The organism is Halorientalis pallida, from assembly GCF_004118325.1.
Lineage (GTDB): Archaea > Halobacteriota > Halobacteria > Halobacteriales > Haloarculaceae > Halorientalis > Halorientalis pallida.
The window spans coordinates 141,458-158,985 of sequence record NZ_RDFA01000007.1 but is presented as its reverse complement, the minus strand read 5'-3'; the positions used below and the strand labels follow the sequence as shown (position 1 = coordinate 158,985).

Genomic DNA, 17,528 nt, shown 5'->3' with positions numbered 1-17,528 from the left:
GCGGTGATCCCTTTCCCGGGGCTCGATAGCAACCGACACCGCGTCAGAGCGTGACAAGTACCTTCAGCGCCTCGCGGTCGGCCATCGCCCGATAGCCCTCCGGCACGCCATCCAGATCGACCGTCTTCGTGAAGATCGGCGCGGGATCGAGTGTCCCGCCGAGCACGTCGGCCAGCAGTTCCTCGGCGTACGCCCGAACTGGCGCGACGCCGCCCCGGAGCGTCACGTTGTCGCCGAAGAAGTCGTACAGCTCCAGTCCGGCGGCGTCGACGCCGTGGGGAACGCCGACATAGCCGACCGTCCCGCCGGGCCGACAGACCGAGACTGCGGTGTCCATCGACGAAGCGGCCCCGACACACTCCATGACGTGATCCGCGCCGCCGTCGGTCACGTCCAGCACCTGCTCGACCTCGTCACCCTCGCCCCCCAGCACCGTGTCGGTCGCGCCGAATTCGTCGGCGAGGGCGAGGCGGTCCTCGTGGTGACCGACGGCGACGATCCGGCGGGCCCCGAGTCGGCGAGCGGCGAGGACGCCACAGAGGCCGACCGCGCCGTCGCCGACGACCACGCAGGTACTCCCGGGTTCGACGCCGGCGCTGACGGCGGCGTGGTGGCCCGTCCCCATCACGTCCGTCAACGGAAGGACGGATTCGAGGGCGTCCTCGTCGTCGGCGTAGCGATCCGGCACTCGCACGAGCGTGCCGTCGGCGTGGGGCGTCCGAACGTACTCGCCCTGTGCGCCGCCATTCTCGCCGCTCCAGGAGTCACCGTTCACACAGGAGGTGTGCAGTCCCTTGCGGCAGAACTCGCACTGGCCACAGCTGATGACGAACGGTGCGAACACGCGGTCGCCGGGTTCGACACGTCGTACGTCCTCGCCGACCTCCTCGACGATGCCCATGGGCTCGTGGCCGACTCGCGAGCCCTGCTCGCGGTCGCTATCGCCGTTGTAGAACCACAGATCCGAGCCACAGATCGCGGTGTGGGTGACCCGGACGAGCGCGTCCGTCGGTTCGGTCAGTTCCGGTTTCGGTACCTCCTCGACGCGAACGTCGCCCGGCCCGTGGAACACTGCTGCGCGCATATCCGGTGCAGGGCCGGCGGGGACAAAGAAGTACGGTCAGCGCCGGATTCGTGACGGCTCGGGTTGGCGTCGTCGTTCGGCAGCGGAGGTCACCGGTCAGGGACTCCCGTCGGCCGAGTCCTCGGAGTCCGACTCGGGAGGGTTCCGGTCGGGATCGACCACCTCGTTCCCGAGATCGAGATCGACCGACGCCGCGTCGAGGAGTTCCTGCCAGTCAGGCGGAGTCGCCGGCGGCGCGGGACGGCGCGCCGACCGCTCGTCGGTCACGACGCGGTCGAGGTCGCGCTCGACATCGGCCAGCAACCGCTCGCCGACATCCCCACGAATCTCACCGCGCTGGATCGCCCGCTTGATCGCCTCGTGTTCGGCCAGGAGGATGCGCCGTTCGCTCCGCCGGCGCTCGTGGTCTCTGAGGGCGGGGTACTCGCGAAGCAACCGTTCGATCGCGTCGACGAGTGTCGCCCGTTCGGCCCGGTAGGCAGCCGTGATATCGGCGTACATGCTCTCGGGGATTTCGTCGTCCGCGAACAGGGCGTCGGCGGTTTCGAGGGCCGCGTCGACGCCGTGGAGTCGGCCGGCGAGTGCGTCGTAGAGCCGCCGGCGCGGGTCGTCCCGGCCGAGATCGAGCCACGAGACGAGTCGTGGCATGGTCGTGCCGTTGACGACGAGGGTGAAGGCGGCGACCCCGAACAGCAGGGCAGTGAACTCGTCACCGAGGGCGGCGGGGAGTTGTTCCCGTGCGTCGAGCACCAGGGCGACCGAGACCGACGCGTGGATGCCCGACCAGGTGAGGACGTGCTGGAACGGCCGGGAGATCGGCTGTGTCCCCCACCGAGCGTGCAGTTCGAGCAACGGGTAGACGACCAGCGCCCGGGCGAGCAAGGCGAGAACGACGGCCACGGCGATCCCGGGCGCATAGGTGGCGAGGAGGTCGACGGGCGTGATGAGTCCGATCGACACGAAGACGATCGTGTTGGCCAGCACGGCCGCGATGTCCCACGCGAACCCGATCGAGAAGTGTATCTCCGGGGCGATATCGGCGTGCCCGTCCTCCAGTCCGAGGACGAGTCCCGCGGCGAGGGTGCCGATCACGCCGCTGGCACCGAACTGATGGAGCAGGAGGTAGACGCCGTAGGCGGTCAGGACGGAGACGATTACGGCGGTCAGTCGGTCGTCGGCGAACGCGACGACGGCCGCGGCGAGATAGCCGGCCGCAGCCCCGACGACGACACCGCCGACGAACGCGACGACGATCCCCGAGCCCAGGTCCAGGGCCAGCTCGAGCGAGCCCTGGAACGGGGCGGAATCGGCGCTGCTGGGCCCGGCCTCGACGACACCTAGCACCGTCGAGTACACCACGATCGCGACCCCGTCGTTGAGGAGGCTCTCCCCTTCGACGAGGACGGCGAGCCGGTCGGGGACGTCGAGTGTTTCGAAGATCGCCACGACCGAGACGGGGTCGGTCGGCATGAGGATCGTCCCGAACAGGACCGCGACCACGAGTGAGAAGCCGAACAGGGAGCGACCCGCGACCGCGACGAGGGCGATCGAGCAACAGAAGCCGACGACGGCCAGCAACAGGATCGGCGCGAGGTTGGCACGGAGCGCCCCGGCGTCGATCGTCACGGCGTCCCGGAAGATCAGCGCTGGGAGCAAGACCAGCAGGATGAATTCGGAGGTGATCGGGTCGGGAACCGGCGGTCCGACCGCGGAGACGAGCAACCCGGTAACGACTAGTCCGATGGTGTACTGGATTCGGGCGTGCTGCGCCGCGAGGACGCCGACGGCGGCAGCGATCCCGAACAGCGCCAGCAGCGCCCAGAGTTGACCCTCGATTCCGGCCATAGGCCCGGTTCCACGTTGGGTCCGATAAGCGCGGGGCCGGTCCGCCGGGACGATTAATTCGGTTCGCGTCGAACGTTGGAGGGGGCAAGGGAGGAAACATCATGACCGATCAGCCCGAGACTTCAGAGACCGCAGATCGTACGTTCACCGATCCGGAGTTCGCGACGCTCGCGGTGACCGTCGACGCCGACGACGCACTCGACGCGATCCACGACGCCGTGAAGGGACTCCACGCGACCGAGACATCCGTCGGCACGAAGATCAGGACGACAAACGGCGCGCTCGTCGCCGTCGTCCAGACAGCCGACGCCACGCCCGACGAGGCCGCCGACGAAACCGATGCCGAGTCGGTCCTGCACTACCGGGCCGAGCCGGCCGCCGCACTCGCGACGAGGAAGGCGAGGACGCTCCGTCGGCGACTCGAACGCCACGAGGTAGAGACGAACGCGACACCGTGACGGCCGAGTGACCACCTGCCGCGGTCACTCGACACGAGAGGAGCCGAGATCCACGACGCTATCTTCCGGTCACCGTCCGCCGACGGACGGTCTGTCTACCGAGCCTCCTCTCGCTTCGCCCGACAGAACGGCGAGATACACATCGCATCTATCGAGCCCGGCCTCACGTACTTCGGCCGGACGCCAGCCGATCTACTGGACGTCGGGATCGAGACGCCCCCAGGCGTGCATTCCGTTTCGAACGGACTTCGCCTCGAAGCCGTGCGCGCGCAGGAACTCGGCGGCACGGGCTGACGTGACACCGGCCTTGCAGACGACCGCGATCTCCTCGTCTTCCGGAAGTTCGTCGAGATGGTTTTCGAGTCCCGAGTACTCGTACTGTAGCAGATCCTCGTAGACGGGAACGTTCGTGCTCTCGGGGATCCGTCGCTGTGCGTAGTCCCTCTCCTTGCGAACGTCCAGGACGAACAGATCCGCCGCGTCGTCGGCCTCGATCCGACGTGCGACCTCTGCAACCTCGATATCGGTATTGCTCATCTTGTCCAATATCAGAGGGCGGTTCGGCCATAAACGTGTTGAAACTGAAACGAGTGGTGGCGCTCGTATCGCCGCACGAATCCGCGCCCTTTCGAGCCGCGCTGGCAACGGCGAACGGAAAACGACCGATAATACACGCCGAAGCGGACAGGAGAAATCCGGCGGAATCCAGCAATTATTTCACGATACGTACACAACTACGGTCGCATGGGACACCACACGTTCGACGCCGGGAAAGCGGCGAAACTCGAGGACACCGCGGCGCGCTATCGGTCGGTCTCCCGCGAGGAACTCCTCTGGGGACTCGATCTGACGGGGACGGAGACGGTAGTCGACCTCGGGAGCGGGACTGGCTTCTACACCGACGACGTCGCGCCCCACGCCGACCGCGTGTACGCGGTCGACATTCAGGACGAAATGCACGACCACTACCGGGAGAAGGGCGTCCCCGAGAACGTCGAGCTCGTCACCTCCGGGATCGAGGACCTCCCGTTCGACGACGCCGAACTCGACGCGGCCGTCTCGACCATGACCTACCACGAGTTCGCCACGGACGGCGCGCTCGCCGAACTCGCGCGGGTCCTTCCCTCGGGCGGCCGTCTCGTCGTGGTCGACTGGTCGGCCGATGGGACCGGTGAGGACGGCCCGCCGCTTTCGGAACGCTTCTCCGAGACCGAGGCGGCCACGGCACTCGACGACGCCGGCTTCGCGGTCGAGTTCGGGGCGACGCGGCCGGAAACGTTCCTGGTCGTCGCCACGAGACGATGAGTTCGATCGGGCCGGGCCGACTCGACGAGCGCCGTGCCGACGACGACGTGTTCGTCCTCGACATCAGGCCCGATTCCGAGTACCAGGGGGACCATATCCGGGGAAGCTACAACGCGCCGGTGTACCACGACCTGCGCGACGGGGCCGTCGACGCACTCGACCCCCATCTCGACACACTACCCGAGCAAGCCGAAATCGTGACCGTCTGCAAGGCCGGCATCGTCGCCCGGACGGCCACGGACTACCTGGAATCAGAAGGCTACGATGCGACGACGCTCACCGGTGGCTACGCGGGGTGGCGACAGTACGAGCGGAACACGGTGCTGTACCGGCTGGCTGCACTCGTTCGACGCCTCGCGCCGCGGTGATGGACCCGAAACGGATTGCTGGACCGGCGACGGTCAAATCTCGACGACCCAGGCCCGGTAGTCCTCCTCGCGGCCGTAGACTTCTCGAAAGATCCGGTCGAAGAAGGCACCCAGACGTTCCGGGTCGGCGCGGGCCGTGATCCGGACGTTGGTTCCGTGGGCGTCCGCCGGACTCGTCAGGTCGTCGATCCGGAAGTCCGGGTACTCCTCCAGCAGGGTCTTCACCCGCTCCAGTTCGGCGTCCGTACAGTCGAGGTTCACGGTGTCGTCGGCGAGCTGGATCCAGGGAACGGTCTGTTCCGGTGCATCTTCAGGCAGATCCTCGTCGTCGGCTGCTGCCATCTCCGCGGGTGTCGGTTCCGGTTCGATGGTGATGAACGGGCTCCGGCGCTCGCGGTGAGCCTCGATGGCGTCGGCGAACAGGTCGCGTCGATCCGTCAGCGTCTCGGCGTCGAACCGTGTCACGGGCGGCCTTCGTCGGCCAGGGAGAAAAGTGCAAGCGGCTGCCCTCACTCCACGACGTAGGAGTGGTGGTCGCCCCGCGTTTGCACGTCGGCGAACTGGTGGCGGGTGGCGTCGCCGACCGCGCCCGCGGACGAGGCGTCGCGGTCGCCGGTATCGTACACCTCGTCGGCCCCGTAGCAGTCGTGGTCGTGCAATCGCTCGCGGGCGTCCCCGGGAACGCCACCGTCGGTTGTCGCGTCCACGACGAGCAGGCGGTCGGTGAAGCTCTTCGCGAGCCCCGCGTCCGCGGCGACCTCGCGCTCGCGGAGATCGGCAGCGAGGTCACGTGAGTCCGCGGTCCGGTTCATCGTCGGTTTCTTCGTTCCACCCGGCCAAAGGAGCCGTCCCGAATCCGTTCGTCAGAGCAGACGTGCGCCCGAAACGGGGTCAGACGCCGGCGAAGCGAGTGGAACGAAGCGATCACTCCGAAAACGAAAACTCCTGCCCCCCGTCCACTTCGTCACCGAAATCGAACTCCGGGCCCTCGTCGGCCTCGTCACCGAAATCGAACTCCGGGCCCTCGTCGGCCTCGTCACCGAAATCGAACTCCGGGCCCTCGTCCACTTCGTCCCCGAAGTCGAACTCCGGTCCATCGTCTGCCTCGTTCCCGAAGTCGAACTCCGGTCCTTCGTCCACCTCGTTCCCGAGGTCGAACTCCGGTCCTTCGTCCACCTCGTTCCCGAAGTCGAACTCTGGGCCTTCATCCACCTCGTTCCCGAAGTCGAATTCGGGCGGGTCTTCGTCCTCGAATTCGAACTCCGGACTCTCGTCGTCGTCGAACTCGAACTTCGGAGGGTCGTCGGTCTCGTCGTCGCGGTCTCCGGTGTCGTCTTCGTTCGTGTCGCCGTCGTGTTCCTCGTCGGCCGTGCAGTCGACGCGGGCCACGCGGTCGCTATCGTGGAACACGCAGACGCCGGCCGGAGGGTCGTCGAGGTCCGACGCGCGGATCGTGTACTCGATAGCGACGTGGTGGTTCGTGCAGTCGCTGGCGTCTTCGACGGTCTCGACGCTGAACTGGAGTTCGCCGTCCTCTCGACCGTAGTCGACGAGGTCCGCCGTGAGACAGGACTCGTCACCGACGATACGGCCCTCGACGGTCGTGGGCGTCCCACAGTCGACGTGGACGGACTCGTCGTGGTCACCGACCTCGTGATCTCCGACCTGGAACGACACGTCGAACCCACCGGCCAGCGCGGTTCCTGTCGCGCCGTTCACGACCCCGAGCGAGAGCACGCCGGCACCCGCGTGCCGGAGCAGAGTTCTCCGTTGCATCGATCCGCCCGTCGGTTCAACGATATCCCGTATGAACCTAGCTCACACGGGCAAGCAAGGGGCTACGATTCGCCAGCGAGCCGAACGCCTCGATAGCTATCCGGTGGGTACACTGGTGCCGTCTGCATTCGACCGGACCGGAAACGGTAGGGAGCGAAGCCAGTCGGAAACAAGCGCGCGGACTGGTGTGACCGGTCGTCAGCCAGTTCGTGGCGAGCGGGAACCGGTCGGAACACGTCCGGCGCACACGGCCGAACCAGTCGAACGCGGTACGGTTCATGTCGCTTATTATTCCAGAGAGAAGCCGCCACGTCCGGCAGTTTCACTTTCACTCCGCGTGGCTCGGGTACATATCCCTCCGGCTAATACTGTTAGGTAGAGGGCGACCAGCCCTCCCCTGTCACACGCTCCTTTCGATGTCCCGAACCGCCACCCACGAGTCTCTCGGTAGTTGCCCCCGGTGTGGCACGTCCATCCCGTCGCGCAACCTGCTCATCCGGTACGAGCGGGCCGACGGCGAAGCACGGTACGCGGCGTGTCCCGACTGCGAGACGCCGGTCCGCCCCGCCTGAACGGGGTCAGCCGCTCCCGTCGAACGGTCGAAACGACGGGGACGTTCATAAAACATAAAACGCTGAAATCACCCCTCTATAGTAGTTACTGAAATTGAGTTGTTAATGCATTTCGACAACTCCGTTCGCGAGTTTTGTTCGCCGTACCTAGTGTTCAGATTAGCCGATTTCATTCGAAGGCAGAAGCTTCAATCCATCCGGCGGCAGTTTCTCGTTCAGCCTTGCTGAAACAGTGTGAGGACGAAGAAATGCGTCGTCTTACCTCAAAAATATACGCTTGACACTATCCCGAATTTCTTAACGTTCGTATCTAAAATCGAGAGCGTCTCGCTGGTAGGTATCTTTAGTAGGTCAGCACCATCGCGAAATTCAGGAAAAAACACGTGAGCGAAAATCTTAGTTCCCGTCAGTCGGGTTTTTTAAGTGATTTGTCCACTCCTGAATTGACAGCAACATACAATCAGTAGGACTCGTAATTAAATCGGGTCACGATTTCGCCAGCACAGGTGTGATTTAGTTCGTGTCTATCGTCATGATGACGGAGACTGAGATAGACGCCACGACTGTACCGTCGCTCCATAGGCTCTTGCTGTTTGGGAGTGGACCTGGTCCTCGCGGTACGCAACCCAACGACATCAATGCGCGAATCGCACCCATCGGTGCCAATGGCACCCCAGAACTTGATGCAGTTGTACCTATGGCTATTAGCCGTATATTTCTTGGCAATCTTGGAATCAGTGCCTGGAGATTTCCAACCCCCCGGTCAACGGTATTTCAGTGTTTTTTGATTTTCCCTACTATGTACAATTCCTAGCCATCAAGCATGGGTGGCGTTATTATTTACTGCCACTATCTGTACATAATTTTCATACTAGATAGATCCTTCGTGTCTTTTCAGTGTGCACGGACACCTCCACACTGAATTGGCGCTGTTATTATCTGGAAGTCTTAAATTATCTTTTACAAAACTTGCTCACGCATGCTGGTTGCTATTTAACGACGAGCTGATGAATGGCTGTCACCAGCTGATAACGCCATACGTAACAATCGCCAAAACCGCTCGCTCAACCGATGCCGCAGTTGTAGTCTCCGAAGCTGGCTCCGAGGCCAACCACCCCACCGACCGGATAACTGTCGCCAATCTTAGGAGGTAAGTATGCTACAGTCTCTCGAACCAAACGATATCCCTTTTATCACTGAGCAACATAAAAATCATAGATGTCTGAGCCATCACGGCGCTGGGTGCTAGGTGCTGCCGGAATAGCACTCACAACAACCGGATGTATCGGCACCACACCGGACGAGAATACGCCCAGTCCGGAGAATTCTGAAGAGATAGCCGATACCTCTGGACAGACGCCTACCCCTGTAGAAAGTGAGGAAATCACCACCCCCCAAGCAGACCCGACCCCAGAACCGGAGACTACAACTTCCGAGCCTGAGCCTAGAGCACTGCGTATAACAAAGGAAATCGCCCGTATTCATGGGTACCGATGGCGAGCGCACCGGTTTGTTCTCAAGCGTAGGGCTACGTTCGCTTACAAATTCACAATACGAGAGGGGCCAAAAGTTGACGCATATCTCCTCTCTAAATCAGATAATCTCTTTGACTCAGAGTGGGATAATTTCAAAACACGAAATAAATTCCAACCTCTGACTGCAGATGAGGGTGTTCGCGATGGTAAGGACTCAATCAATCTTGAAGCGGGTACCTACGTGTTTGTTGTAGACAACACTAACCGCGGTCCGACGACTGTCTCCAGGGACGTAGGAGAGCACGTGGCGGTGGCCGAAATTCATGCTGCATACAAACCGTTCCGGTAATGATTACAAAGGTAGCGAGGGGCAATCCAACGATCTCACAGCAGTTGCCGGACTAGGGGAGAGTCGGTTGTCGTCGCTGTAGTCGTCTCGATATGGTCAAGATAGCCAAAGCCAGGCAGGTGAGTCGGTGAGCGTTATCACCACTGTTTCCCGAGCTTAGTTTCAGTGGTTCGGACAATGGCACCTATCTGAGGGAGGAATTTTACATAGTCCTCACTCAAATTGTTTTGATAATGAGTTTGCGAACACTGGCACGGACTTGTTAAATCGTTCGTGGTGACAGTGTAGAAGTTGGGACCGAATCACAAAATGTGATAGCGAAGGTACTGTTGTATAATCTTCATAGACCTGACGCGGATAGAGTGGATGATCAGTTTGACCGCGTCTGAGATGCTTTTGCAACTGAATCGGCCTGCAACCGGCTGTTGGCACAGACATTCGACGTTACAGTTGACATTCACACCCCGCTATACTACCGCGACAGCAAACACCGCACGTTCTCGATCGGGTCCGGACAGAAGAACCAGCTATGCCTGCGACTTCGCCACCAATTGTGTTGTCGACCTAACCGTTTGGTTTATCTTGCGGGGGAGCATCATACTGTAGCGAAATAAACGAGTTGGCCGATGCACTCCGCCAACTGGTCTCCAAGCGCGGGAGTATAATCAAGATCAATCGTGTCTCACCATCGTGATTTCTACCGTGTCCATCTTGTGTTGGCGCTGGAGGAGTTCGTCTTCAATTTCGGGATAGATGTGCCACAGACTTGGGAGTGCAGCAGTTCTTCACTGAGCAGTAAAAAAGACATCCATCGAGTAGTAAGAGACAACATGATCAAGCTCACCGACAGACCGACTCGTCATCGCTCCACATCACTCTAGTAAAGACAATCACCTCTGTCTGGTAACCAGCCGCGATGTCACTCTTGACATCGCTCACCCGCTGGTGGAATTTTATTTGCGCCTTTTGGAGATCAAAACGCCCTATCAGAAAAGGATAGAGCGGTTCAAGAACGTCATTCATAACATTTTCAACCCGGTCATCTTATTTTTCCTGTTTCTGTGGCTCTCTACATTTTCCGGGTGTTAATTAGCCTGCTGCTCACGCCAGAGAAGGCGAGGGGAGATTACCCACCCTCCCGACCATTCTGTTCCGGCAGTCTCTTCGTCCCACGCCCGGTAGGTGAAGTGCCACACAGCAGTTGACTCGGCCTGTCTGCACAGGTCAATACCATACTGATTATTGGCAAGGCTGCCAAAACAGTTCTCGTTGGGGATTCTTATCCAACGGACATCAGTCCATCTCTTCTATTAACGGGGATAATTCTAAAAAGAAATAAGAGCTCGCCTCTCAGTAAGTAGTCATCATAGGTGAATCAGCAGCCAATGTTTGATTATGAGTTAGCTCACATCCGTGGCCGTCCTACTAACGAGTAGCCGTGAGTTCACCCGCACATCAGTGTGGCGGCTGCGGTGCACTGCTCCAGTCCGTCGACGAACTCGACCGGCAGGACGGGACGGCCGGCCGGTCGTGGTCCTGTACGTACTGTGGAACGTCCGTGCCGGGCATCGTCGGCGAGAAACTCAGCCACCGACGGGACGGCTCCGCGACCGACCGCCGTTCCTGAGGATTTACACGAAGGAAATAAGTTCCCAGACGGAGTGGTCGCGCACATGCCCGACGCAGGCCGCGAGACGGAGTACACCGAATCGAACGTGCTCGACGTGTTCACGTCGCGTGAGGACTACGCGGAGCCGCTGACGGCGACGGAGATCGCCGACCGACTGGACTGTTCACGTCGGACGGCACTGAACAAACTCCACGCGCTCTCGGAGAAGACCGACGTGACGAGCAAGAAGGTCGGTGGTCGGAGCCGTGTCTGGTGGATCCCGGTTCACGTCGACAACTGAAAATCGGCATCGGCGTCCGCGCCCGCCTCAGTGTACCCAGAGTCCGTGCTCACTCCGGGCGTGCTCCAGCAGTTCTTCTGTGGTATCGAACTGCTCACCGCAGCCACACGAGTGGTAGGCCATCGTCTGTTGGCGTGTCGCCATACGCTATGCCAAACGATACGAAACGGTTTAATTGTTTGTGCGGCACGAGACGGTCACTCACACACCTCGTCGAGGCCCCACTCGGCCGCGCGTTGCCGGGCTTCCTCGCGGGCCTGCTCGCGGATCGCCTCGATCAAACCTGTGTGAAACCACCAGAATGCGGTACAGTGGTGGCCGAATGCTTATAAGAGAAAACGAACCAACCCCTGGTATGGAGGTTCGGCGTACTGTCCGTGTTAAACTCGCGGTGGACAGTGATGACGCCGTACTTTTACGTGAAACCGTAGATGAATTTCTCCGGGCTGCAAACTATGTCGTCGATCATGCCTTCGAGGGGGAGTCTGTAACAACTAGCAAAACAACGTTGCACGAAGAGACGTATCAGGATCTGCGCGATCTGACAAGACTCCATAGCCAACATGTCCAAGCCGCTCGGAACAAGGCAGCTAATGCACTCAAAGGAACCGTTGCTCGATGGGTACAGGGCGAATACGCTGGAAAGCCACAGTTCTCAAGTCCCGCTGTCGTATATGATAAACGTTGTGCGACCTTTCACGACGGGTTCGCGTCACTTGCAACTGTAGGAGGGCGAATCAAGGCCCAGTACGTACTGCCAGATCCAGAGCGAGAAACCCCACATCGAGAATATTTATTTTCGGACGAGTACGAAATCACGGGGGCAGAACTACACTCTAAGCGCGGTGAGTGGCATCTTCATGTCCGCACAAAGGCGGAGGTGGAGTCCGACACATCGAAACTAGCATCGACCGAGCACCCCACGGTCCTCGGCGTTGACCTCGGTGTGAACAACCTTGCCGTTAGCAGTGTGGGCACCTTCTGGACTGGCGGTGAGTTTGATCATTGGCGAGGAGAGTACGAACAGCGCTGTAGCGACCTACAACAGTCTGGAACCCGTTGGGCTCACGAGAATATTCAAGCGGTGCGACAGAAAGAGACGGGGCGGTTCACGCAGATGCTGCACAAGATAGCAAACGAGATTCTCCGTGAGGCGATTGAGAACGGCTGTACGGTGATCGCGTTCGAGAACCTGACGAGAATTCGTGACCGTCTCAGTGGAGCATCATGGGGTCACAAGTGGGCGTTTGAACGCTTGCAGAACTGCGTGGAGTACAAAGCCAAAATCAAGGGGGTTGAGGTGGTGGAAGTAGATCCCTCAGATACGTCCAAGCGTTGTTCGACGCGTGAGTTCACTCATCCTGAGAACCGTGATAGAGAGTCATTCAATTGCCAAAATTGTGGGTACGAGAATCATGCGGACTACAACGTAGCCAAAAATATTGGATTGCGGTACCTTCGCCGTAGCCAAAATGGAAACGGCGAAGGCGCACCCGTAGGCGTACACTTGAACAGCGGGACGTTGAACGCGAATGGAGAGTACGATCCTCCTGCCGAGCGCTCGGCCAAAGCGCGAGTCCATGCTGAAAACCCGTCGTCTTAGGTCGGGTTAGCTTACCGTGGTTCCGGGATTACAGTACTAAGAAACCGATCAGCCACGTCGTCGGCCGTGCCCGAGCGCACGTCGATCTCGCGGGCGGCCCCGCGGTAGGCGTCGGCGGCCTCGGCGGCCGGCGCGTACGCGAGCAGGGGCTCACCGGCGCGGCGGGCTTCCCGGGCAGCGTCGCTGTCGGGAACTGTCGCGAGCGTCGGCCCGTCGAAGTACCGCTGGGACTTCGCCGCGACCGACTGCACGTCGTCCGGGTCAGTCACCTTGTTGAAGATCGTCCCGGCCGTCCCGGTCCCGTAGGAGTGGGCGTACTCCTGAACCTTCAGGCCATCCGAGAGCGCGGGGATGGTAGGCTGGAGGACAACCACCACCCGATCGGCCAGCACGATCGGCAGGACGGCGGACTTCGAGCCCAGCGTCGCGGGCGAGTCGAGCAGGATCACGTCGGTGTCGACCGCCAGCGTCGCGACCACGTCGCGCAGGCGCTCCGGTTCGGCCGCCTCGAAGCCCGCCAGGCTCGTCCCGCAGGGAACGACGGACATCCCGAAGCGATCGTAGACGGCGTCCTCGACCGGCGCACCACCCTCGACCAGCACGTCGTGTAGCGTCGTCTCGACCGACGAGAGGCCAGCGTGAAAGAGCAAATTCGCCATGCCCGTGTCGGCGTCGATCACCGTCACGTCGTACTCCTCGGCCAGCGCCATCCCCAGCGCGAGCGTACTGGTGGTCTTGCCCGTCCCTCCTTTCCCGCTCGCGACCGCGAACGCCTCGACCATTGGGCGAGAGTGGCCGCGGTTTCACCCTTAAATCTACGGGTCGGTGGTCGTACCAGCGCGTGGATAGCTGGCGATTCACGGCTCCGGGACGACAGACGGTCAGGCTCCCCTCTGTGGGTTCTGTCAGCGTCTTCTTCGAAACTGTGGCGACGGAAAGTTAATACTGCACGCCGGAGATGTCCGGACCAATGACACGGCGGCAGTTCCCGCGACGAGGTGGGTAGCGTGCTCACTGTCGTCGCCCTCCACGTCGCGTTGCTCGCCGTTTCGGGAGTGACGACGGGGTCGCTCGCGGTGTACGCCTGGGGTCGACGGGCCGAGCCGGGCGCTCGCGAATTCACCGCGCTGATGGCCGTCCTGACGGCTTACACCGTCACCCACGGAGTCGGGATGCTGATTACGGATCGGTCGCTCCGGATCGCGATAGAGAACGTCCAGTGGGTCGCGACCCTGTCGGCTCCGGTCTGCTGGCTCGTCTTCGCGCTCGCGTACACCGGGTACGAGGAGCTGGTTACACCCCGGTCGGTCGCCACGCTCGCCACGTTCCCTGTCGTCGGGAGTCTGCTGATCTGGTCGAACGGGCTCCACGGCCTGGTCTGGCCGGTCAACGAAGTCGTCGTCACGCAGGGCCTGTCGCTGATGGCCCAGCAGTTCGGCCCCGGGTTCCACGCCATCGAGGCCTACGTCTTCACACTGACTGGGGTCGGCGCGGTGCTTTTGCTCCGACTCGTCGTCCTCTCGGACTACCTCTACGCCGACCAGTCGGCGCTACTGGTCGTCGGCATCGCCGCCCTGGTACTGGCGGGCGTCCTCTCGACCGCGGCGGCGTCGCCCCTGCCCGGGCCACGGCTCGACCTGGTGCCGTACGCCGGCGGCATCACCGGCGTCACCTTCGGCTACGCCCTCTTTCGGCACCGGCTGTTCGACATCGTGCCCGCGACGCGACAGTTGGGCCGGAAAGCCGCACTGAGCGACTTCGAGGACGCGGTCGTCATCCTCGACGCCCAGCGCCGCGTGGTCTACTGCAACCCCGCAGCCGGCGACCTGTTCGACTGCGAACCCCGCGCCGTGCTGGGCGACCACGTCGACCGGCTGGTCGACACCGACGCCGTCGGCTTCGAGACCGAGGACGCACTGGGCGAACTCCGGCTGGCCGACAGCACCTACGAGGTCCGAACGTCCCCCATCACCGACCGCGAGGGTCGGGACATCGGGCACACCGTCATCTTCTCGGACATCACCGGGCGGAAAGAGCGCGAGGAACGGCTCCGTCGCCAGCGCGACGAACTCGAAGAACTGGACCGCATCAACGCGCTCATCCGCGACGTGAACCAGGCGCTGGTCGGCGCGACCACCCGGGAAGAGATCGCCGGCGCGGTCTGTGGCCGCCTGGTGGAGGCCGATCAGTACGGGGCCGTCTGGATTGGTGACCGCCCGGCCGACGCGCCCGAGGAACTGTACACCTACCACGCGACCGACGGCGGCAAACCGGTCGACGGAGGCGACACGGCGGTCGGCGACACGTCGAGCGACGACGAGCACCCCGCGATTTTGCCCACCACGACCGACTCGGGCGTGCCCGCGGCGACGGAGTGGACCGAAGGCGACCCCGACGGCGCGTGCCACGGGACTGTCGTCCCCCTGTCGTTCGAGCGGACCGTCTACGGCGCGCTTGCCCTGACCACCGACCGCGAGGACGGCTTCGAGGACCGGGAACTCGACGTACTCGACGAACTCGGTGAGATCGTCGGCCACGCCATCGACGCGACCGCCAGCCGGCGGCTCCTGACCGCCGACGGCGTCATCGAACTGGAGTTCGTCGCCGGCCGCGACCCCGCCTTCGCGCCCGCCGCCGAGTGGGACTGTACCGTCACGCTCGACGGCATCGTGCTGGCGGCGGCCGACCGACTCGTCGTCTACCAGCGGATCGACGGTGCCGATCCCGCAGTCGCCGCGGACCTGCTCGCCGACGAACCCGGCGTCACCGAGGTAGAGGTCCTCGAACGCGACGACGACGAGGGCGTCGTCGAGTGTACGGTCGCCGGCGAGTCGCTGCTCGTCCCGCTGGTCAAACACGGCGCGAACGTCCGCTTCGCCCGCGCCGACGAGGGCGTCCGGGTCGCCGCGGAGGTCGCGCCCGACGTGGACGTGCGAACGGTCGTCGACCGCGTCCAGAGCGTCCAGCCCGACGCCGACCTCGTCGCCAAGCGCGAACTCGACCAGCCGCTGGACGAACACGGCGTCGACGGCGGTCTCGATCCCGACCTGACCGACCGGCAGGCCCAGGCGCTGGAGGTGGCGTATCGAGCCGGCTACTTCGAGTGGCCCCGCGAACACAACGCCGAGGAAGTCGCCGAGCGCATGGACATCACCTCCGCGACCTTCCACAACCACCTCCGGAAGGCCGAACGGACGCTCATCTCGGCTTTCTTCGAGGCGAGCGACGGCGACCGAACCTAGGGGTCGAACGGCGAGAGGTCGACGTACTCCGTCAGAAGCGCCGCCGCCCGGTCCGCGGCCGCGTCGATGCTGCCGGGAGCCGGTCCGGTGGTCCCGGGCGCGGTTCCGTTCCCGTTCCCGCTCGGTCGGTCCCGATCCACCGCCGCGAAGACCGTCTCGACGAACGCCTCGCGTGGGCCCCGGTTCTCAAACAGGCCGTGGAGGTAGGTCCCCAGCACGCGGTCGGTTGCGGCACCGTCGGGGTCGCGACCGTCGTCGCCGGGGAACGGGCGTGCGGCCTTGCCCACCAGCCGCGTCCGTCCCATGTGGATCTCGTAGCCGGTGACCGCGCCCGCGGCCCCCGAGAGTGGCCCGACACCACGGAACTCCCGAGTCACCGGTTCGACCTGCTTATCTGCCTCGAACCGCGTCTCGACCGGGAGCAGGCCGAACCCCGCCAGCGAATCGAGGTCGTCGGTGCTCTCGACGCCCGCGTTGGTGATCCGCTCGCCGAGCAGCTGGTAGCCGCCACAGAGGCCGACCACCGGACCGTTGAACGCCGACAACGCCGCGCCGAACCCGGCCTCGCGGAGCGCGCGCAGGTCGTCGACCGTGTTCTTCGTCCCCGGCAGAACGACGGCATCTGCTGTCTCGAGGGACGCATCGAGTGGCAGGTATCCCACCCGGACACCGGGCTCGCGGGCCAGCGGCTCCAGGTCGGTCATGTTCGAGGCCCGGGGGAGCCGCGGGACCGCGACGGTCACGGCCCGGTCGTCTGGAACCCCGTCGTCACCGCCGTGGACGGCCCGCTCGCCGACCGACGGGAGCGACACGCTGTCCTCCTCGGGCAAGCCTGGGTCGTCGTACGGGAGGACGCCGAGGGTCGGCACGCCGGTCCGCTCCTCGAACGCCGCGATGCCGGGCGCGAGCAGCGAGCGGTCGCCACGGAACTTCGTGATCACCGCGCCGGCCACCTGCTCGCGGAGGTCGTCGGGCATCAGTTCGATAGTGCCCACGAGGGAAGCGAACACGCCACCGCGTTCGATGTCCGCGACGAGGAGGATGTCCGCGTTCGAGAATCGGGCCGTCTCGACGTTCGCGAGGTCACGGTCCCGAAGGTTCGGTTCGGCGATGGAGCCCGCTCCCTCCGCGACGATCACGTCGTGGTCGGCGGCCAGGCGGGCGTGGGACTCGCGGGCGGCCGCGAGCGCGTCGTCCCAGTGGTCCGCGTAGTACTCGCCGGCGCTGTAGTGGGCGACGGCCTCGCCCTGCAGGACCAGCTGGGACTCGCCGTCACCGCGGGGTTTCAGGAGGACGGGGTTGTGGTCGGTCGTCGCCGGGACGCGCGCGGCCCGGGCCTGGACGTACTGGGAGACGCCGATCTCGCCGGTCGTGCCGTCGGGATCGCCCACCGCACGAGCGTTGTTGCTCATGTTCTGGGCCTTGTAGGGAGCAACCTCGACGTCGCGGTCGGCCAGCAGGCGACAGAGCCCGGCGGCGACGGTGCTCTTGCCCACGTGGCTGGCGGTGCCGGCGACGAGGATCGTCCGCGCCATTCGGCC

At 63.2% G+C, this 17,528-nt stretch carries 16 protein-coding genes and 1 pseudogene; 9 read left to right on the top strand and 8 right to left on the bottom strand.

All coding sequences use genetic code 11. From position 1 onward, the window contains the following. Nucleotides 1–43: 43 nt before the first annotated feature. Both EAF64_RS17850 and EAF64_RS17845 read right to left on the bottom strand, forming a co-directional pair. Nucleotides 44–1,084, bottom strand: a complete 1,041-nt coding sequence (locus EAF64_RS17850) for a zinc-dependent alcohol dehydrogenase family protein (RefSeq protein WP_129070338.1) — start codon at nt 1,082–1,084, stop codon at nt 44–46. 96 nt (nt 1,085–1,180) lie between these two features. Continuing rightward, on the bottom strand, nt 1,181–2,929 hold the full coding sequence (locus tag EAF64_RS17845; protein WP_129070337.1) for a cation:proton antiporter: 1,749 nt from the start codon (nt 2,927–2,929) through the stop codon (nt 1,181–1,183). 101 nt (nt 2,930–3,030) lie between these two features. On the opposite strand from EAF64_RS17845, the gene EAF64_RS17840 reads away from it, so the two are divergent. Continuing rightward, on the top strand, nt 3,031–3,387 hold the full coding sequence (locus EAF64_RS17840) for a hypothetical protein (protein ID WP_129070336.1): 357 nt from the start codon (nt 3,031–3,033) through the stop codon (nt 3,385–3,387). A gap of 210 nt (nt 3,388–3,597) precedes the next feature. On the opposite strand, the pseudogene EAF64_RS17835 reads toward EAF64_RS17840, so the two are convergent. Continuing rightward, a pseudogene (locus tag EAF64_RS17835) lies at nt 3,598–3,924 on the bottom strand (rhodanese-like domain-containing protein); the annotation flags it as partial. Nucleotides 3,925–4,131: 207 nt separating this feature from the next. On the opposite strand from EAF64_RS17835, the gene EAF64_RS17830 reads away from it, so the two are divergent. Together EAF64_RS17830 and EAF64_RS17825 are read left to right on the top strand one after the other, a co-directional pair. After that, the gene (locus tag EAF64_RS17830) at nt 4,132–4,692 is read left to right on the top strand and encodes a class I SAM-dependent methyltransferase (protein WP_129070334.1); all 561 of its coding nucleotides are present in this window, start codon (nt 4,132–4,134) and stop codon (nt 4,690–4,692) included. Continuing rightward, entirely contained in the window at nt 4,689–5,060 is a 372-nt protein-coding gene (locus EAF64_RS17825; RefSeq protein WP_129070333.1) for a rhodanese-like domain-containing protein, read from the top strand. The genes EAF64_RS17830 and EAF64_RS17825 overlap by 4 nt, the downstream gene beginning before the upstream one ends. A gap of 33 nt (nt 5,061–5,093) precedes the next feature. Here EAF64_RS17825 and EAF64_RS17820 read toward each other — a convergent pair whose 3' ends face one another. From EAF64_RS17820 to EAF64_RS17810, 3 genes are all read right to left on the bottom strand, one after another. After that, the gene (locus EAF64_RS17820; RefSeq protein ID WP_129070332.1) at nt 5,094–5,525 is read right to left on the bottom strand and encodes a hypothetical protein; all 432 of its coding nucleotides are present in this window, start codon (nt 5,523–5,525) and stop codon (nt 5,094–5,096) included. Nucleotides 5,526–5,569: 44 nt separating this feature from the next. After that, nucleotides 5,570–5,872, bottom strand: a complete 303-nt coding sequence (locus EAF64_RS17815; protein ID WP_129070331.1) for a hypothetical protein — start codon at nt 5,870–5,872, stop codon at nt 5,570–5,572. 112 nt (nt 5,873–5,984) lie between these two features. Then, nucleotides 5,985–6,836: a hypothetical protein gene (locus EAF64_RS17810; RefSeq protein WP_129070330.1), complete on the bottom strand. Its 852-nt coding sequence runs from the start codon at nt 6,834–6,836 to the stop codon at nt 5,985–5,987. A gap of 416 nt (nt 6,837–7,252) precedes the next feature. Between EAF64_RS17810 and EAF64_RS21175 the strand changes: the two genes are divergently transcribed. The 5 genes from EAF64_RS21175 (at nt 7,253) to EAF64_RS17790 (ending at nt 12,745) form a co-directional block, all read left to right on the top strand. Then, complete coding sequence (locus tag EAF64_RS21175; RefSeq protein ID WP_193767754.1) at nt 7,253–7,408, top strand: DUF7837 family putative zinc-binding protein; 156 nt, start codon at nt 7,253–7,255, stop codon at nt 7,406–7,408. A gap of 1,218 nt (nt 7,409–8,626) precedes the next feature. Then, on the top strand, nt 8,627–9,232 hold the full coding sequence (locus EAF64_RS17805; protein WP_129070329.1) for a hypothetical protein: 606 nt from the start codon (nt 8,627–8,629) through the stop codon (nt 9,230–9,232). 1,438 nt (nt 9,233–10,670) lie between these two features. Next, nucleotides 10,671–10,859 carry a hypothetical protein gene (locus EAF64_RS17800; RefSeq protein WP_129070328.1) on the top strand — a complete coding sequence of 63 codons (189 nt, stop codon included), beginning with the start codon at nt 10,671–10,673 and terminating at the stop codon, nt 10,857–10,859. A gap of 46 nt (nt 10,860–10,905) precedes the next feature. Beyond that, nucleotides 10,906–11,142, top strand: a complete 237-nt coding sequence (locus EAF64_RS17795; protein WP_129070327.1) for an HTH domain-containing protein — start codon at nt 10,906–10,908, stop codon at nt 11,140–11,142. A 355-nt stretch (nt 11,143–11,497) separates the two neighbouring features. Continuing rightward, a complete protein-coding gene (locus EAF64_RS17790) occupies nt 11,498–12,745 on the top strand; it encodes an RNA-guided endonuclease InsQ/TnpB family protein (RefSeq protein WP_129070326.1) in 1,248 nt (415 codons plus the stop codon). Between the two features lie 11 nt (nt 12,746–12,756). On the opposite strand, the gene EAF64_RS17785 is transcribed toward EAF64_RS17790, so the two are convergent. After that, nucleotides 12,757–13,527 carry a nucleotide-binding protein gene (locus EAF64_RS17785; RefSeq protein WP_129070325.1) on the bottom strand — a complete coding sequence of 257 codons (771 nt, stop codon included), beginning with the start codon at nt 13,525–13,527 and terminating at the stop codon, nt 12,757–12,759. A 225-nt stretch (nt 13,528–13,752) separates the two neighbouring features. Between EAF64_RS17785 and EAF64_RS17780 the strand changes: the two genes are divergently transcribed. Beyond that, the gene (locus EAF64_RS17780; RefSeq protein WP_193767753.1) at nt 13,753–15,987 is read left to right on the top strand and encodes a histidine kinase N-terminal 7TM domain-containing protein; all 2,235 of its coding nucleotides are present in this window, start codon (nt 13,753–13,755) and stop codon (nt 15,985–15,987) included. Here the strand turns inward: EAF64_RS17780 and EAF64_RS17775 are convergent. Beyond that, entirely contained in the window at nt 15,984–17,522 is a 1,539-nt protein-coding gene (locus EAF64_RS17775) for a cobyric acid synthase (RefSeq protein ID WP_129070323.1), read from the bottom strand. The two genes, EAF64_RS17780 and EAF64_RS17775, sit on opposite strands and share 4 nt — an antisense overlap. Between the last annotated feature and the right edge of the window lie 6 nt (nt 17,523–17,528).

Bases quoted from the DNA above. Each gene is read 5' to 3' on its own strand.
- EAF64_RS17850 (WP_129070338.1), bottom strand. From the start codon at position 1,084: ATGCGCGCAGCAGTGTTCCACGGGCCGGGCGACGTTCGCGTCGAGGAG.
- EAF64_RS17845 (WP_129070337.1), bottom strand. From the start codon at position 2,929: ATGGCCGGAATCGAGGGTCAACTCTGGGCGCTGCTGGCGCTGTTCGGG.
- EAF64_RS17840 (WP_129070336.1), top strand. From the start codon at position 3,031: ATGACCGATCAGCCCGAGACTTCAGAGACCGCAGATCGTACGTTCACC.
- EAF64_RS17830 (WP_129070334.1), top strand. From the start codon at position 4,132: ATGGGACACCACACGTTCGACGCCGGGAAAGCGGCGAAACTCGAGGAC.
- EAF64_RS17825 (WP_129070333.1), top strand. From the start codon at position 4,689: ATGAGTTCGATCGGGCCGGGCCGACTCGACGAGCGCCGTGCCGACGAC.
- EAF64_RS17815 (WP_129070331.1), bottom strand. From the start codon at position 5,872: ATGAACCGGACCGCGGACTCACGTGACCTCGCTGCCGATCTCCGCGAG.
- EAF64_RS17810 (WP_129070330.1), bottom strand. From the start codon at position 6,836: ATGCAACGGAGAACTCTGCTCCGGCACGCGGGTGCCGGCGTGCTCTCG.
- EAF64_RS21175 (WP_193767754.1), top strand. From the start codon at position 7,253: ATGTCCCGAACCGCCACCCACGAGTCTCTCGGTAGTTGCCCCCGGTGT.
- EAF64_RS17805 (WP_129070329.1), top strand. From the start codon at position 8,627: ATGTCTGAGCCATCACGGCGCTGGGTGCTAGGTGCTGCCGGAATAGCA.
- EAF64_RS17795 (WP_129070327.1), top strand. From the start codon at position 10,906: ATGCCCGACGCAGGCCGCGAGACGGAGTACACCGAATCGAACGTGCTC.
- EAF64_RS17790 (WP_129070326.1), top strand. From the start codon at position 11,498: ATGGAGGTTCGGCGTACTGTCCGTGTTAAACTCGCGGTGGACAGTGAT.
- EAF64_RS17785 (WP_129070325.1), bottom strand. From the start codon at position 13,527: ATGGTCGAGGCGTTCGCGGTCGCGAGCGGGAAAGGAGGGACGGGCAAG.
- EAF64_RS17775 (WP_129070323.1), bottom strand. From the start codon at position 17,522: ATGGCGCGGACGATCCTCGTCGCCGGCACCGCCAGCCACGTGGGCAAG.